The sequence below is a fragment of the Rickettsia sp. genome (assembly GCF_965035265.1).
Window position 1 is genome coordinate 1 of the sequence record NZ_CBCDJS010000023.1, and the last position, 14,558, is coordinate 14,558.

The window sequence follows — 14,558 nt, forward strand, 5'->3', positions numbered from 1 at the left end:
GGGATTACCCAAGTACCTTATATTTTCCTAAATTAATTGCACTTTCTGCAATCACTCCTAAAACTTTTGGATCTGTTGATAACTTTAATACTGATCCTATCATAGAAATATATTTACCCTTACTAAATTTATCAGCAATATTAATTAAGTCAGGAGCATGTTTACTTGCTATATTAACTAGCTTTTCTCCATCTAATTTTAATTTTTGCCCTATAGAAGTTTCTTTTAGGAACTCATTTACTACCGGTCCTAAAGTATTAGCATGTTTTTCTAACAGTTCAGGAAGCTCTTGTTGAATAACTTTCTTTATCTCCGGATTATCATTCTGTAGTTGTATTACTGAATTAATCAATCCTTTTACTTCTTTTGATTTTTCTTCTTTTGGGAGTGATTTAATTAGCTGGGCTTTTTGTATTATATCAGCAACTTTCTCGCTTTCAGCAAGGCTAGAGCTAGCAAGCTTGGTGAGCGAGGGCAAAGCGTCTGCTAAAAAAGGCATTGATGCATCTAGGGCTTTACGTATGAGTTCCGGTTTTATAGCTGATGATTTTATTTTTTCTGCTACTATAGGATTATCTAATATACTTAATATATTTTGTTTATTAGTATCTAGGTATTTAGGAAGCTCCTCTTTTAATATAGGAGCTAAATTATCGATAGCTTTTTTAGCATTATTTACTAACTTTATTACTTCAGGTTTTTTTGCCTGTAATAACTCTTTTTTTAATTCAGTGTTTACTCCCTCTAGTCCTAGGTTGGTATTAGTCCAAAGTTGGTTTTCTTTAAATTGCCTAAAAGCTTCTATAGCAAATGGAGTACTTTCTATTAATTTATCACTAGAATTTGCAATCAGTCCTATGGTATTTTTAAGCAATTCAGGTGCAACGAATTTTTGTACTTTGTTGTTTAAAATATTTTCTGTAACCTGAGCTAATTCTTTTTGATTCTCAGGCTTCTTTAAAAATTCTACTAGATTTTCCTTAAGAAGAGGATTTACTTTATCTGAAGTGATAATGTCATGGATATTCTTTAATATATTAGCTTGAGACCCGGGAGTTTTTTGTTTAATATTTTTATATATTTCTTGTATTTTTGGATTTAAATCACCACTTAGTGCATTAGATGCTAAATCTACTCCTAATGTAGTTAATTCCCTGAAGAATCTAGGGCTTAATCCCTCTAACACATTTATTTTTTCTAGCTCTGAGGTCTGAAAGTTTTTAGTTACCTTAGCAAGTCGTTTATTTAAAATTGGTGTAAGTACGTATGGTACAACAGTAGATTGCAAGATGGTTTCTTTTGACGCATTAGATATCGATTCAGAATGTAAAATAGAAGAAACTTTTTTTATAAGAGGTGCTGCGTCCGCTATCATCTTGCTAGTAGCTTCAATAGAGCTTGATTGATTAGCCGCATTTTTGGCAGCTTTTAGGTTATTATACTCTGTTATAAGATCCGGTAGAACTTGTGCTGCTTCCCATGTAAATTGTAATGCACTAGCACCATCTCCGACTGCCGCCGTAATTCTTTGCATTATGCCTAAATTATTATCAGCAAGCGGTAATTGTAGTTTTAAATATTCTTTATTTAAATCATCATATTTTTTATTACCGGTGTCTATGCCAAGAGCTGCCCATCCAGCTTCAAGATAAGAAAGATTTTGATATTCTTCTTTAAGCTGTTGTTCAAGCTCTTGTTTTCTTTTCTCTTGATCAATAGCTTCGTTTGATTCTGGACTTTTAGACATTTCTAATACCTTTATAAGTGTTCTACTTATTGTAATAAACCAGCTCTTGGCTTTATAGTTTTTTATTGATATTATTATCAATATGCTAGACTACTATTGTATAAATATTATAGATTATTGACATGAAAAATTTTATAAAATATTTGTTTTTTACTTTTTTATATATAGCGATAACGGTAATAGTTGCTTATATGATTTTGGCTCAAACGATTCCTAATGACGGGCAATGTCATATGATGGATAGACCGCTCGTTATTCATTATATTTTAGCTGCAATTATTACTGCTTTACCGATGTTAGTTTTAATATATAGTAGAAAGAAAAAATAATTATATGATCGGTAAATTAAGCGGTAAAATTGATTCCCAAGGTGATGATTATGTTATAATTGACGTAAACGGGATAGGGTACTTAGTCTATGCTTCAGGTAAAACTTTAGGTAAACTCGCTGAAGGGGAGTTTTACAAACTATTTATCGAAACCCATGTTAGAGAGGAACATATTCATCTTTACGGTTTTCTGACTCTAGAAGAGAAGAGTTTTTTTAATTTACTGCAATCCGTGAACGGTATAGGTACAAGAATGGCTTTGTCTATCTTATCAAGCCTTACGCCTGCGGATATCCAAATTGCTATAAATAATGAAGATAAAGATATGTTTAAAGCAATATCAGGAGTAGGAGCTAAACTTGCCGAGCGTATAGTGTTAGAGCTGAAAGGTAAAGTAGCAAAAATATCAAGTGGCTATGCTATTATTAAAGATAGCTTAAATATCAAAAATATCACCCCCGTCGCAAGTAACGAAGTAATAAAGGCTCTAGTAAATCTCGGTTTTTCTAGATTTGAAGCTCAAAATGCCGTGCAGGGACTCATTACCCAAAACCCCGAAATCTCTATTGATGAATTAATCAAAGCAGCCATAAAAAATCGAAATTCATTAGCTTAAAGAAATATTTAATTTCATTCCTAGAGCTATAGCAGCGCGGTCTAAAGTATCAAGGGTAACATTAGGATTATTAGGGTTTAAAAGTCTATCTACAGCTGATCTACTAGTTTCCATTTTTTCTGCCATTTCTGACTTTGTTATATGTTTTTGCTCCATAATTTGCTTAATTTGCTCTGCAAGAATACGCTTATGAGCTATTACTGTCACTTCTTCTAATATTCCAATTTTATCAAGAAAATCATCAAAATTAGAACCTAAATGTTTTGGATTAATTTTATTCATAGTTCTACCTCTTTTTTTCTTTTAAATGCTAATTCTAATTCTTTATCAGGTGTTTTTTGAGATTTTTTTATAAATCCATGCAAAAGAATCATTTTATTATCTAATACACAAAAAAATATTCTCCCGATTTTGCCGTCAGTTAAATTTGATCTTACTTCATACATTCCTTTACCTAAAGATTTACATATAGGCGTACCAACCGACCAAGAATATTCTATGGTTTTAATATCTGCACCAATGATCTTGCAATCTTTAGGGGCTAGTTCAAGTAACCAATCACGCACCGGTTCTTTTTTGGTTATAGATTGATAAAATTTTACAGTAAGAGTTTTTGATATGTTGAGCATTGTAATAATGTACCATGATTGGTACAATTTAGCAATTAATAATAAAATAATAATAGACAATTTAGCAATTTAAAAATGCCGTTCAAGACACCATTACCCGAAATCTCTATTGATGAATTAATCAAAACAGCTCTGAAAAATCGAAATTCTAATTTTTAAAAATATCAGTTGAAAAATCAACATTTATTACCTATTAATTTTTACAGATAAAATTAATAGGTAATAGGTTTATATATGTCAAAATTACAAATGAGTGCAGAGAGTCTAAGAATTCAAGAAAAAATTAAAGGATCAAGTCTTATTTTACTAAATGCTGAGGGATTAGGTACTGATAAATTACCGATTCGTGGTGAATTAAATGATTTATTAGGCGCTTTAAAAGGTGATATTGAAGTTAAAAAGTTATGGGTTTGTATTTCTAGCTTTTATACAGAAAAACAAATATTTTTGCTCATGGATTTTTTAGAAAGTCACTCATGTCTTTTTGCTAATATAGATCTTTTTAGTGACTTACAAAATGGAGAAAATACTTGTATATCTAGGATATTTAAAAGTTTAAAAGACAATAATAATATAAAAGAAATTTCCATAAACGATTTTTCCGTAAAAGATGAGCAACTTTTGGTATTATTAGAAAGTTTTTCTCAAAAACCTAATTTAAAGAAATTAGATTTAGTAGGTACAGGTATAGAATTAGAAGCAAAATTAATAGAAGGCTTTAATGAGTTCTTTAAAACCAATAAACTCAGAAGATTCAGTATAGGAAATAAAACCATAGAACAAGAACATTTAATAAAATTGCTTAAGATAATCAAAGAAAAAAATAGTGTAGACAATTTAGAGATAGATAAAGTTATGGATGATACAGGGATAGAAGCTATTTGTTCTTTAATTTTTGAAAATAGTAAGATCAAGCGGCTTACTTTCCCATTAGGAAAATTAAGTGAAGAGTCAAAAAATAAATTGTTAAATTCTATTCAAAATAATAGAACTATCATTAAGTGTAAAATTGAATGGTACGTAAAGGGAGTTATCTCTGAGTCTTCAGAAGAAATAATAGCAGTAAATGAGTTAAATATCGAAATTGATAAATTACTTGAAAGAAACAAAGGAGTTATAAAAGAAATAGCACAAGTTTTAAAAGATTTTTATAAAACACCAGAAAATTTACATAAAAGTACTATTCATAATTACTTAAAGTTATATCAAAGAACTGATAAATCATATCTTAAGAAAATATTAGGAAAGAATGATATTAAGCCTATAATCCAAAACGCAGATAAATATATTGACGAGCATTTTTTTGAAATGGTCGGAATTGCCCAGCAACCACAATTTGGTAATATAATTTTATCTAATGAGTTATTAGGTCATATAGTATCATATTTAGAATTTTCTGATATAAATATATAGCATAAAACTATTTTTTAGCTATTATTAGTCATTATATTTAATCTAAAATAATGACTAATATATTATCGCCCGAAAAAAGTGAAAATGATCAAGAATTGCCGATAAGACCGTCATATTTGCAAGAATTTGTTGGTCAACAGCAGATTAAAGAAAACCTTTCGGTATTTATTAAGGCTGCAAAATCTAGAAATGAGCATCTTGATCATACTTTATTTTACGGTCCGCCTGGGCTTGGTAAGACTACACTTGCTAAGATTATTTCCAACGAAATTGGCGGTAATTTCAAATCTACCTCCGGTCCTGCTATACTTAAGGCAGCCGATCTTGCCGCTATCCTTACCAATCTTGAAAAAAACGACATATTATTTATCGATGAAATTCACCGCTTAAATACTGCGGTTGAAGAGGTTTTATATCCTGCTATGGAAGATTTTGAGCTCGATATAATTATCGGTGAAGGTCCTGCTGCAAGATCGGTAAAAATAACCTTGCCGCAATTTACTTTAATCGGGGCTACCACACGTCTTGGTTTGCTTAGTAATCCTCTGCGTGATAGGTTCGGCATTCCTATGCGTTTAAATTTTTATAATACGGAAGAGCTTAAGAAAGTTCTAAATAGAGCAAGTAAACTATTTGGTATTGATTTGACTGATTCGGGTTCTGAAGAAATAGCTAAAAGAAGTAGAGGAACGCCAAGAATTGCTTTAAGATTGCTCCGTCGTATAAGGGATTTTGCGGCGGTTGACGGTAAATCAACAGTAGATAAAGAAATTTCCGATTTTGGTTTAAATCGTTTGGAAGTTGATCGCATAGGGCTTGATAGCAATGATTATCGTTATCTAAAATTCATAGCGGATAATTATAACGGTGGTCCAGTTGGAATTGAAACGATCGCTGCTGCCTTGTCTGAACAGCGTGATGCACTTGAAGAAACCATTGAGCCGTACCTAATACAGATAGGTTTACTACAAAGAACCCCTAGAGGTAGGGTAATCACTATTGCTGCTTTTGAGCATTTGAAAATGCCAGTGCCAAATCAGTCACATCATCAATTTAATATTTTTAACGAGAATGAGCAATAATAATTTGAATAATAGACCTCTTTCCAAAGTCGCTTATAGCGAGGAATTTGTAGGAGACACGAAACGCAGCACCGCAGCGTACAAAAAAGGTCGCGCAGATGCGAGTATCGGATCGACGCACAAATTACCTCTAGAAGTAGAGTTTGGAAAGAGGTCTGATGATTATACAGCTATTTATGTTATAAAAAGGCTGATAAAAGATCATGTTAAACCTTATGCAAATAAAATATATTTTGCAATATTCTGTATGGCTATTGCAGCAATTTGTACTGCTGTTATCGTGCATGCAGTTAAGCCTATTATTGATAAGGTTTTTCTAACGCATGATAGGAAGATGCTTATAATAATGCCGATAGTGCTGACGATTACTTTTTTTATAAAAGGAATTTCAGAATATTATCAGAATTATCTAATAAAATTTGTAGGTCAGAGGGTATTAAACGATTTGCAGATGAAAATGTATGAGCATTTGTTGTTTGCCGATATTTCTTTTATCCAAAAACAAACTTCAGGGCGTCTTATATCTCGTTTTACTAACGATATTTCTTTGATGCGTGGGGCTGTTTCTAATTTACTTGTCGGATGTGCTAAACATTTCCTAACGGTAGTATTTTTAATAGGATCAATGTTTAACTTAGAACCGGTATTATCGTGCGTAGTTTTTCTTGTTTTCCCTTTGGCCGTTTATCCGGTACAAAAAATGGGAAGAAAGATACGTAAAATATCATCGCAGTCCCAAGAGGAATTAGGACATTATACTTCTAGGCTTGATGAAGCATTCCAGTCAATTAAGATTATTAAATCTTTTGTCGGCGAAAAAATAGAAAGTAATAGAGCATCCTTGATTATTAATAATATTTTAGAGTTTTATAAGAAAACTTCTAAATTAGATGCGATGGTTTCACCGATTATGGAGATTTTAAGCGGTCTTGCGGTTGGAGGGATGGTATGGTATGGAGGTAATTTAGTGCTTGAGGGGAAAAGTACGCCTGGTGCTCTTTTTGCTTTTTTAGCTTCTTTTGCTGCGGCTTATAGACCTTTTAAAAGCTTGGTATCCTTAAATGTCAATTTACAAGAAGGAATTGCAGCAGCTAAAAGAGTATTTAGTATTTTAGATACTGAACCTCTTATTCAAGATTGTGAAGATGCTAAAGAAATAAATTTGTATAATCCACAAATTACTTTTGAGAAGCTGGCTTTAAGTTTTGAGAGTAAAATAGCTATAAAATATATAGATTTAAAGTTAGAGCCTCATAAAATGATTGCGTTTGTTGGGCGTTCCGGTAGTGGTAAGACTTCTCTTAGTAATTTATTAGTACGTTTCTATGATCCAAGTGATGGAAGAATTTTAATTAATAATCATGATATTAAAGATATTAAGCTTACTTCGCTTAGAGGTCAGATTTCTTTAGTTACGCAAGATACTCATTTATTTGATACAAGTGTTGCAGAAAATATAGCATATGGTCACGGAAACGCTACAAGAGAAGAGATAATCGAAGCAGCAAAATATGCAGATGCTCATGAGTTTATTAGGCATCTGCCGAACGGTTACGACACGCAGATAGGAGTGCAGGGGGCGACGCTTTCAGGCGGTCAGCGTCAGCGTTTATCTATTGCTAGAGCTTTCCTAAAAGATGCACCTATTTTAATTTGGGATGAAGCAACGAGTAGCTTAGACCAAGCTTCCGAACAGAAAATTCTAGAATCTTTAAAGAAATTACGCCAAGGAAAAACCACTTTAATTATTACGCATCGTTTAAGTAGTATTACCGATCTTGATAACATTATCGTTATGAAAAACGGTGAAATTTGTGAGCAGGGTACTCACACTCAATTACTTAAAAATAAAGATGAGTATTATAGGTTATATAATAAAGAATTAAGAGAAAATAGTTGATTTATAAAGTAAATAGTTTATATTTCTTAATCTTTATTAACTATTATTGAAGCACTCACTGTCATCCCGCGACTTGATCGCGGGATTCAGTAAAAAATAAAAAAAGACTGGATACCGTGGTCAAGCCACGGTATGACAGCGAAAAGTGCTAGATTCCCGCCTATGCGGGAATGACATAAACACAAGGAATAACACAATGCTCATTACCAAGATTTTTAAAGACTATCGATTATTTGAAATATTTATTTTAGGAATAGTTAGCGGTATGCCGCTGGTTATAATTTTTTCTACTCTTTCTGTATGGTTAAAAGAATCCGGGATAGATATCGCCGTTATTACTACTTTTGCGGTTGCAAGGTTATCATATTCGTTAAAAGTATTTTGGTCACCTCTAGTCGATAATTTTAAAATACCTTTTTTAAGTAGATGGGGACATCGAAAAAGCTGGCTAATATTATGTAGCTCTTTAATGGTTTTAGTGTTAATTGCTATAAGCAAGGAAGATCCTAAGGTTTCTTTAGCTTCTTTATATTTTTTGACTATAGCATTAGGTTTTTTATCTAGTACTTTTGATATTGCCGTTGATGCGTTGCGTATAGATAAGTTTGATCAGGAAACACAAAGCATAGCTAGTGCAGCTGCCGTATTCGGTTATCGAATCGGTATGCTAATTACTGGTGCAGGTGCTTTATATCTTGCAGAAATAACAGGTAATGATTGGCAGCTAACTTTCTTTGTTATAGCTATAATATTTGCTGTTGCAACGATATTTATAATAACCGTAAACGAAAAAGAATTAGTAAGAGAAAAAATTAATATTACTTCTATTTCTTCATGGATTTCTACAGTAATTAATCCTTTCAAAGACTTTTTCAAGAGAGAGTTTGCCGTAACTATTTTACTCGCGGTAATATTTTTTAAATTAGGCGATGCTATGCTTGGAGCGGTTGCTTCACCGTTTTATATAGAGCTTGGCTATACAAAAGGCGAAATAGCAATAATAGCTAAACTTTATGGATTAATTGCGACCTTAGTCGGCGGCTTTGCCGGTGGTATTGTAATGTATAGGATGAGAAACTTTAAAGGTTTGATTATTACCGGTATTGCCCAAAGTCTAACACATTTTGCTTTTATTTGGCTTAATCACCAGCCTCCTTCTTTTGAAGCTTTGTTAATTGCTATTACTATAGAGAATTTTGCCTGTGCTATGGGTGCTGTTGCTTTAGTCGGATATATCGGTAATTTATGTAATAAAAAATATTCCGCAACGCAGTATGCTTTACTTAGTAGTACTAGTAGTTTATGTAACAATACTGTCACTATTTATGCCGGAAAACTCGTAAATATGATGGGTTGGGACGGTTTTTTCATCTTTACTATAATTTTAGCCTTGCCTGCTTTGTTTATATTAATGTATCTTAATAAAAAGGTTAAAGTATAGTAAGGTTTATTTTAAACGTCATTGCAATAAGGTATTGTTGCGTTTATGTCATTCCCGCGTAGGCGGGAATCCAGCGTAAAGCGAGATAAATCGAGCTTTTAATTTTAAAACTTACTGTGTATGTACCTTTTTATTATAATGGATTCCTGCTTTCGCGGGGATGACATCGAGTGGGTTTTATGAGTTATGCAACAACGTCGGTCAAGCCACGGTATGACACAGTATTTTACTTGATTTAATTTGAATAATATTTTATTTATTTAAAATGTTTAGAAAATTCTTATTACCTTATATTTTTGTTATAACGTTTTTCTTTGCTCCAATAAGCGAAGCAAAGAAAGCTGTAAAAAATTCTCCTAAACCTCCTGTTCAAACTAGCTTAGTAATTGATTCAAAAGGTAAGGTTTTACATGCTCATAATTCACAAATTCGGATTTACCCTGCTTCTTTAACAAAATTGATGACGTTATATTTAATGTTTGAGTCAATTGAAGCAGGTAAGTTACCTTTAGATAAAAAATTACTTGTTTCACAGAAAGCAGCAAAAATGCCGCCTTGTAAACTTGGTTTAAGAGCAGGGGAAACTATAACTGTTCGAGAGGCAATTAATGGATTAATCGTAAAATCTGCTAATGATGTTGCTGTAACGGTTGCTGAGGGGATGAAAGGTTCTGAGAAAACTTTTTCTCATTTAATGAATGTTAAAGCTAAACAGCTCGGTATGAAAAATACCTATTTCAAAAATGCTTCAGGTTGGCATGATCCATTGCAGCAAACTACCGCAAGAGATATGGCTAAACTTGCTATGGCCCTGAAGAGAGATTATCCAAAATATTATCCGTTATTTTCTAAAACCAGCTTTGTATTTCGTGGAAATATAGTAAATGGACATAATAGAGTTACTAAAAATTATCAAGGTGCGGAAGGCATGAAAACAGGCTTTCATACCCCGGCAGGTTATAATTTAGTAACTACTGCTTCTAGGAACGGTAAATCATTGATTGCCGTTGTTACAGGCGGCAAAAGTGCCGCATCTCGTGATCAAAAAATGATTGGATTGTTGGATCAGCATTTTGGTGTTAAGCCTATAGCCGCTAAACCTTCAATCAGACTTGCTTCTAACAATAAATCTACTACAAAAACTAAATCAAAAATAATAAAGAAAAAGAATATACGTAGCTGATATGTATCATCATTGCGAGGAGGTATAGGCTTTGTTGCATGGCTCAAAAAATCCGCTCGATGTCATTCCCGCGGAAGCGGGAATCCAGCGTAAAGCGAGATAAATCGAGCTTTTAATTCCAAAAATTTGCTGTATTTATACTTTTTCTGGATTCCCGCTTCCGCGGGAATGACATAAAATAAAAATCGTAGGGTACTATTTTAAGGATTTACTGCTAGCTTGTACTTTAAATTCACAAGTTTTATATGACAATTAACGCTACATTTAGCGTTTTTTGTAACTTTAGTAGATGAAGGTTTTTTAGAGTTTTTAGCTAAAGTTTTACTTTGTGGTTTTTTTAAATTAATATTTTTTAGAAATTTCTCGGTTTCATCAGGTAAATATTCTATTTTTACTTTAGTTATACCTTGATTTTTAAATGCTAAAATTTCAGCTGCTTTTTGGGAAACATCTATTATACGATTTTTCTTAAAAGGACCTCTATCATTAACCATTAATATTACTGATTTATTATTGGATTTATTGGTAACTTTAACTAAGCAAGGAAGCGGAAGAGTTTTATGTGCGGCAGTTAATAGGTTTCTATTAAATTTATCACCGTTAGCTGTTTTTTTACCGTGAAAACCGTCCTTGCGTCCACCGTACCATGAGGCATAACCTGTTTCGGTAAAAGATTTAGGGTTGTGAGGTTTGTAAGTTTTTCCTTTTATTTTATAATTTTTTCCAACTTTATAATGTCCTTTATAAGTTAGATTATGAGGATCATCTTTTGATAATTCTTTGTATGAATATTTGCGGGAATAAGGTAATTTTTTTGAGCTATTACAACCGCTTAGCCCTAAACAAAAAATTAATAAGAGTAATATACTCGTCGAACCACCAAAATTGGCGACAATGTCTTTGTAAGTCCTCGAATGCTGAACGTTTATTATACGCTTCGCTCCTCGGATTACAGACCGATTACTCTTTTTCAAGTTGAACTTCGTATAACAACTCTTTATTTTACAGGAGTATAGACCTAATTTGTACGTCAATCCGGTACTCACATCCTCACGTGCTTTTTTGTACGCTGCGGTGGTGAGCACTTCCGTGTTTTCTTCAAATTCCTCTTTATTAGCTTCGTTTTGCAAGGGGTCCAAGTTGAATTTATAGTTCTTCACTATTATCATTATTTGTGTTAAAGTTATCCATTATTTTAGCGTAACACACAACTTTTTCAACACCTTTTATTTTTGATGCAATAGAAGCAAGCTTTTCTAGCTCTTCTTCTGATCTTGCAACTCCAAATAAATAAACAATATTATCTATAGTTAGAATAGTATAATTAGCAAATTTAATGTCTTTTCTGACTAAATTTTTAGCTTTAATTTGCGTTGTTATCATACTATCTTTAGTATATTGTGCTAAATCAAAATGATTACTGTTTTTATTTATTTTTAACTCATTGATAACTTCTTTTACGCCTTTTTGATTCCAAGCAATTTCTACGGCTTTTAAGGCATCCGGTTCTTTTTGAATATTTCCTGTTAATAATACTCTTCCTTGGGATACTTCGACCTTTATTTTAGCTCCTAAATCTTTAAAATTATTTTTTACTAAATCAGCTTTAATGCCGGCAGAAATCCTTGAATCATTTAATGTTTCAGACATTGGTTGATCTTTTGAGGCAACAATACCAGTGGTGGTTGCTGCGGTAAATATGACCGGTAAACAGGCAGATAAATTGAAAGAGATAGCTGTAAAAATTAGAATTCTTAATAGACTTTTTATACAAATCATATCTTACTATCCGGTAATTTATTCTTTAATAAAAGAGGTAATTGAAGTAAAATAAATATAAAGGTAATAGGTATTACGCCGAATACTTTAAATTTTACCCATGTTTCATCTGAAAAATTACGCCAAACTATTTCATTAACTATAGCCATAAAAAAGAAAAAGGCTGCTGTCCTATAGCTTAGAGTTATCCAGCTTTCTTCTTTAAGACGCACTATACTCTCTAAAGCATATTTGATAAAAGGATTTTTTCTTATACCGCTCATAAGAAAAATTATTCCAAAAATAGTATATAATATAGTCGGTTTGATTTTTATATACATTGAATCGCCGCTAATTAAAGTTATACTTCCCGAAATTAATAAAACAGATGAAGAAATAATAGAAAGCTTTGATACTTTTTTGTCTATAAAATAACAAAGAGTAATACAAATAACAGAGGTAATAAGCATATAAAGAGTGGCATTTTGTATGCCGCCGCCATAAAAAAAGCCTCCAAAAAATGCTATTACTGGACCAATTTCTGATAAAAGTTTAAACATATTTAATTTAATTGCTCTCTCTCTTTAATAAAATTAATTTGATTCGTTTTTTTGTACTGTTCTAGAATATCTTAATTTTATTTGTATAAAAATATTTATTAGTAATATAGTAGTAAAATAGGCAAGTACTTGCAGTCCGTTAGGTCTTGCAATATAACCGGTAACAATATGTAAGATTTTGCCAATCATACTTCTATCTGCTACTAACCATGAACTATCCCAAAGTTGATCGGATAAAAACATAACTAGACCGGAAGAAGTTAGAATACCTGCCGCACTTGCTGCAAACCCTCCCGCTATCAGCATTAATAATACAGAAGAGATTTTAAAAATATATTTTTGATTAGCAATCTTAATTAAACCGAAATATATTACTAAACCAAGTAAAAAACCACTTGTAGTACCTATTATTACTCCTTGCAAGTAAATACTGCTTGATATTGTTTCAACTGAAGATATACTATATACTAAAATAATGATTTCTGCACCTTCTCGTAGTATAGTAGTGGCAACTAAAAAAACCAACATGAAATAACTGGCATTACCTTCATGAATTTTTACGGATAAGTCGTTTATATGTTGCTTTACTTTTATACCGTAACCTTGCATCCATATTATTGTCCAGCTAATCAGAATTGTTATTAGTATCATAATTCCGGAATCGAATAACTCGTCTCCTATTCCGCCAAAAGATAAAGATAATTTACGCGTAAAAAATGCAAAAATTGAAGCAAATACTACTCCAAGCATTACTCCGGCAATAATATAAAGACGAGATTTTTCTATTTGTTTTGTTACGGCGAGTATTACACCAAGTAATAAGGATATTTCTAAACATTCACGAAACACTACTAAAGCAATTTTAAACATATTTTTATCTAATCATTAACAATTATAAGACCCTGAGCTGTATCTTGATGAAAATCTCCAAAAATTTCATACTTCCCAGGAGCGAGCGGTGCAAGTATAATATTTATTGATTCATGCGGCATAACTATTTTTTCACGATGTAAATCATGACTTTCAAACTCTTCTACCGTATCATCTTCATTATGAACAATTAACTTTATCTTAGTAGATTTTGGTACTTCAACTATACTCGGAACAAATTTATGATCTTTTATAGTTATCTTTACTTCTAATATATTATCATTTGTTTTATTATCTGGACTCTTACTTGCAGAGATATAAATAATTACTGCTAAAAATATTAAACCTACTATTATAATAATATTTTTATTTTTTTTAATGATTTACATACTAAACTCCTAGCTTAATTAAAGTTTAAAGTAAGAATACTCGTTTAATTTAAAAAATTGGCTACGTCGTTTTATAAGATCTACGGTGCTCACGTATTATATTATACGCTCCGCCCCTCGACTTATAGACTTCTTGCTCTTTTCCAAATTAAACTTCGTCTACTAAATTGTCGTTCTCATCTAAGTTTCAAATTTTTGATAAACACAAAATTTATCCTGCAATTTTTATCAAAGCTATAAGATATACAATTATTATCATTATGACAAGGATAGATAACAAAATATAATTTTTTTGTTTTTTATTATCCGATATTTTAGATTGTTTCATATTTATTTAATTTTGTTTAAAGTCTCCTAGTTCAAGCAAAAGATATTCATTTATCGGTAAAGATTCATGAGAAATAATTTTATTTATGTTAGAACCTAAGGCTTTAAATGTTTTACCTTCAGCAATAACACTGCGTGTTCCAACCGTTACTTTACCTTGCAAAGCGTAAGAAAAAATTAAAGGATATGTAATATCGCCGATTTTCATATCTATTTTTTGTCCTTTTGCTTTTGAATCATATAGTATTTTACCGTTTGATAAGCGAGTAATTTTAGCATTAAAACTTACTTTTTCACCACATAATAAAGGAACA

At 31.8% G+C, this 14,558-nt stretch carries 14 protein-coding genes and 4 pseudogenes; 8 read left to right on the plus strand and 10 right to left on the minus strand.

The genetic code is table 11. The annotated features are described in order from the left end of the window. Positions 1 to 4 precede the first annotated feature (4 nt). A complete protein-coding gene (locus tag AC1Z7D_RS02545; protein ID WP_482601668.1) occupies positions 5 to 1,747 on the minus strand; it encodes a hypothetical protein in 1,743 nt (580 codons plus the stop codon). A gap of 122 nt (positions 1,748 to 1,869) precedes the next feature. Between AC1Z7D_RS02545 and AC1Z7D_RS02550 the strand changes: the two genes are divergently transcribed. Beyond that, the gene (locus tag AC1Z7D_RS02550; protein ID WP_482601670.1) at positions 1,870 to 2,076 is read left to right on the plus strand and encodes a Holliday junction ATP-dependent DNA helicase RuvA; all 207 of its coding nucleotides are present in this window, start codon (positions 1,870 to 1,872) and stop codon (positions 2,074 to 2,076) included. Between the two features lie 4 nt (positions 2,077 to 2,080). After that, complete coding sequence (gene ruvA, locus AC1Z7D_RS02555; RefSeq protein ID WP_482601672.1) at positions 2,081 to 2,692, plus strand: Holliday junction branch migration protein RuvA; 612 nt, start codon at positions 2,081 to 2,083, stop codon at positions 2,690 to 2,692. Here ruvA and AC1Z7D_RS02560 read toward each other — a convergent pair. Then, the gene (locus tag AC1Z7D_RS02560; protein ID WP_482601674.1) at positions 2,684 to 2,974 is read right to left on the minus strand and encodes a helix-turn-helix domain-containing protein; all 291 of its coding nucleotides are present in this window, start codon (positions 2,972 to 2,974) and stop codon (positions 2,684 to 2,686) included. The two genes, ruvA and AC1Z7D_RS02560, sit on opposite strands and share 9 nt — an antisense overlap. Beyond that, positions 2,971 to 3,321, minus strand: coding sequence for a type II toxin-antitoxin system RelE/ParE family toxin (locus tag AC1Z7D_RS02565; protein ID WP_482601676.1), 351 nt, complete (start codon positions 3,319 to 3,321; stop codon positions 2,971 to 2,973). The genes AC1Z7D_RS02560 and AC1Z7D_RS02565 overlap by 4 nt, the downstream gene beginning before the upstream one ends. A gap of 87 nt (positions 3,322 to 3,408) precedes the next feature. Between AC1Z7D_RS02565 and AC1Z7D_RS02570 the strand changes: the two are divergent. The 6 genes and pseudogenes from AC1Z7D_RS02570 to AC1Z7D_RS02595 all read left to right on the plus strand — a co-directional run. Beyond that, positions 3,409 to 3,480 (plus strand): annotated as a pseudogene (locus tag AC1Z7D_RS02570) (Holliday junction branch migration protein RuvA); the annotation flags it as partial. A 75-nt stretch (positions 3,481 to 3,555) separates the two neighbouring features. Continuing rightward, entirely contained in the window at positions 3,556 to 4,734 is a 1,179-nt protein-coding gene (locus AC1Z7D_RS02575; protein WP_482601678.1) for a hypothetical protein, read from the plus strand. 50 nt (positions 4,735 to 4,784) lie between these two features. Beyond that, positions 4,785 to 5,816, plus strand: coding sequence for a Holliday junction branch migration DNA helicase RuvB (ruvB, locus tag AC1Z7D_RS02580; RefSeq protein WP_482601680.1), 1,032 nt, complete (start codon positions 4,785 to 4,787; stop codon positions 5,814 to 5,816). Then, positions 5,806 to 7,716, plus strand: a complete 1,911-nt coding sequence (locus AC1Z7D_RS02585; protein WP_482601682.1) for an ABC transporter transmembrane domain-containing protein — start codon at positions 5,806 to 5,808, stop codon at positions 7,714 to 7,716. Before ruvB ends, AC1Z7D_RS02585 begins: the two co-directional genes overlap by 11 nt. A 196-nt stretch (positions 7,717 to 7,912) precedes the next feature. Next, positions 7,913 to 9,157 (plus strand): AmpG family muropeptide MFS transporter, encoded by a 1,245-nt coding sequence (locus AC1Z7D_RS02590; protein ID WP_482601684.1) that lies wholly within the window; start codon positions 7,913 to 7,915, stop codon positions 9,155 to 9,157. Positions 9,158 to 9,422: 265 nt separating this feature from the next. Beyond that, the gene (locus AC1Z7D_RS02595; protein ID WP_482601686.1) at positions 9,423 to 10,340 is read left to right on the plus strand and encodes a D-alanyl-D-alanine carboxypeptidase family protein; all 918 of its coding nucleotides are present in this window, start codon (positions 9,423 to 9,425) and stop codon (positions 10,338 to 10,340) included. 200 nt (positions 10,341 to 10,540) lie between these two features. On the opposite strand, the pseudogene AC1Z7D_RS02600 reads toward AC1Z7D_RS02595, so the two are convergent. The 7 genes and pseudogenes from AC1Z7D_RS02600 to AC1Z7D_RS02630 form a co-directional block, all read right to left on the minus strand. Then, positions 10,541 to 11,206, minus strand: a pseudogene (locus tag AC1Z7D_RS02600) (septal ring lytic transglycosylase RlpA family protein); the annotation flags it as partial. Between the two features lie 162 nt (positions 11,207 to 11,368). Further along, a pseudogene (locus tag AC1Z7D_RS02605) lies at positions 11,369 to 11,509 on the minus strand (palindromic element RPE1 domain-containing protein); the annotation flags it as partial. Then, entirely contained in the window at positions 11,487 to 12,119 is a 633-nt protein-coding gene (locus AC1Z7D_RS02610; RefSeq protein WP_482601688.1) for a BON domain-containing protein, read from the minus strand. The gene AC1Z7D_RS02610 and the pseudogene AC1Z7D_RS02605, both read right to left, overlap by 23 nt. Then, positions 12,116 to 12,658 carry a septation protein A gene (locus tag AC1Z7D_RS02615; protein ID WP_482601690.1) on the minus strand — a complete coding sequence of 181 codons (543 nt, stop codon included), beginning with the start codon at positions 12,656 to 12,658 and terminating at the stop codon, positions 12,116 to 12,118. Before AC1Z7D_RS02615 ends, AC1Z7D_RS02610 begins: the two co-directional genes overlap by 4 nt. A gap of 33 nt (positions 12,659 to 12,691) precedes the next feature. Beyond that, entirely contained in the window at positions 12,692 to 13,528 is an 837-nt protein-coding gene (locus tag AC1Z7D_RS02620) for an FTR1 family protein (RefSeq protein WP_482601692.1), read from the minus strand. A gap of 8 nt (positions 13,529 to 13,536) precedes the next feature. After that, positions 13,537 to 13,911, minus strand: a complete 375-nt coding sequence (locus AC1Z7D_RS02625; protein WP_482601694.1) for a cupredoxin domain-containing protein — start codon at positions 13,909 to 13,911, stop codon at positions 13,537 to 13,539. Positions 13,912 to 14,251: 340 nt separating this feature from the next. After that, positions 14,252 to 14,558 (minus strand): annotated as a pseudogene (locus AC1Z7D_RS02630) (FKBP-type peptidyl-prolyl cis-trans isomerase); the annotation flags it as partial.

Bases quoted from the DNA above. Each gene is read 5' to 3' on its own strand.
- AC1Z7D_RS02545 (WP_482601668.1), bottom strand. From the start codon at position 1,747: ATGTCTAAAAGTCCAGAATCAAACGAAGCTATTGATCAAGAGAAAAGA.
- AC1Z7D_RS02550 (WP_482601670.1), top strand. From the start codon at position 1,870: ATGAAAAATTTTATAAAATATTTGTTTTTTACTTTTTTATATATAGCG.
- ruvA (WP_482601672.1), top strand. From the start codon at position 2,081: ATGATCGGTAAATTAAGCGGTAAAATTGATTCCCAAGGTGATGATTAT.
- AC1Z7D_RS02560 (WP_482601674.1), bottom strand. From the start codon at position 2,974: ATGAATAAAATTAATCCAAAACATTTAGGTTCTAATTTTGATGATTTT.
- AC1Z7D_RS02565 (WP_482601676.1), bottom strand. From the start codon at position 3,321: ATGCTCAACATATCAAAAACTCTTACTGTAAAATTTTATCAATCTATA.
- AC1Z7D_RS02575 (WP_482601678.1), top strand. From the start codon at position 3,556: ATGTCAAAATTACAAATGAGTGCAGAGAGTCTAAGAATTCAAGAAAAA.
- ruvB (WP_482601680.1), top strand. From the start codon at position 4,785: ATGACTAATATATTATCGCCCGAAAAAAGTGAAAATGATCAAGAATTG.
- AC1Z7D_RS02585 (WP_482601682.1), top strand. From the start codon at position 5,806: ATGAGCAATAATAATTTGAATAATAGACCTCTTTCCAAAGTCGCTTAT.
- AC1Z7D_RS02590 (WP_482601684.1), top strand. From the start codon at position 7,913: ATGCTCATTACCAAGATTTTTAAAGACTATCGATTATTTGAAATATTT.
- AC1Z7D_RS02595 (WP_482601686.1), top strand. From the start codon at position 9,423: ATGTTTAGAAAATTCTTATTACCTTATATTTTTGTTATAACGTTTTTC.
- AC1Z7D_RS02610 (WP_482601688.1), bottom strand. From the start codon at position 12,119: ATGATTTGTATAAAAAGTCTATTAAGAATTCTAATTTTTACAGCTATC.
- AC1Z7D_RS02615 (WP_482601690.1), bottom strand. From the start codon at position 12,658: ATGTTTAAACTTTTATCAGAAATTGGTCCAGTAATAGCATTTTTTGGA.
- AC1Z7D_RS02620 (WP_482601692.1), bottom strand. From the start codon at position 13,528: ATGTTTAAAATTGCTTTAGTAGTGTTTCGTGAATGTTTAGAAATATCC.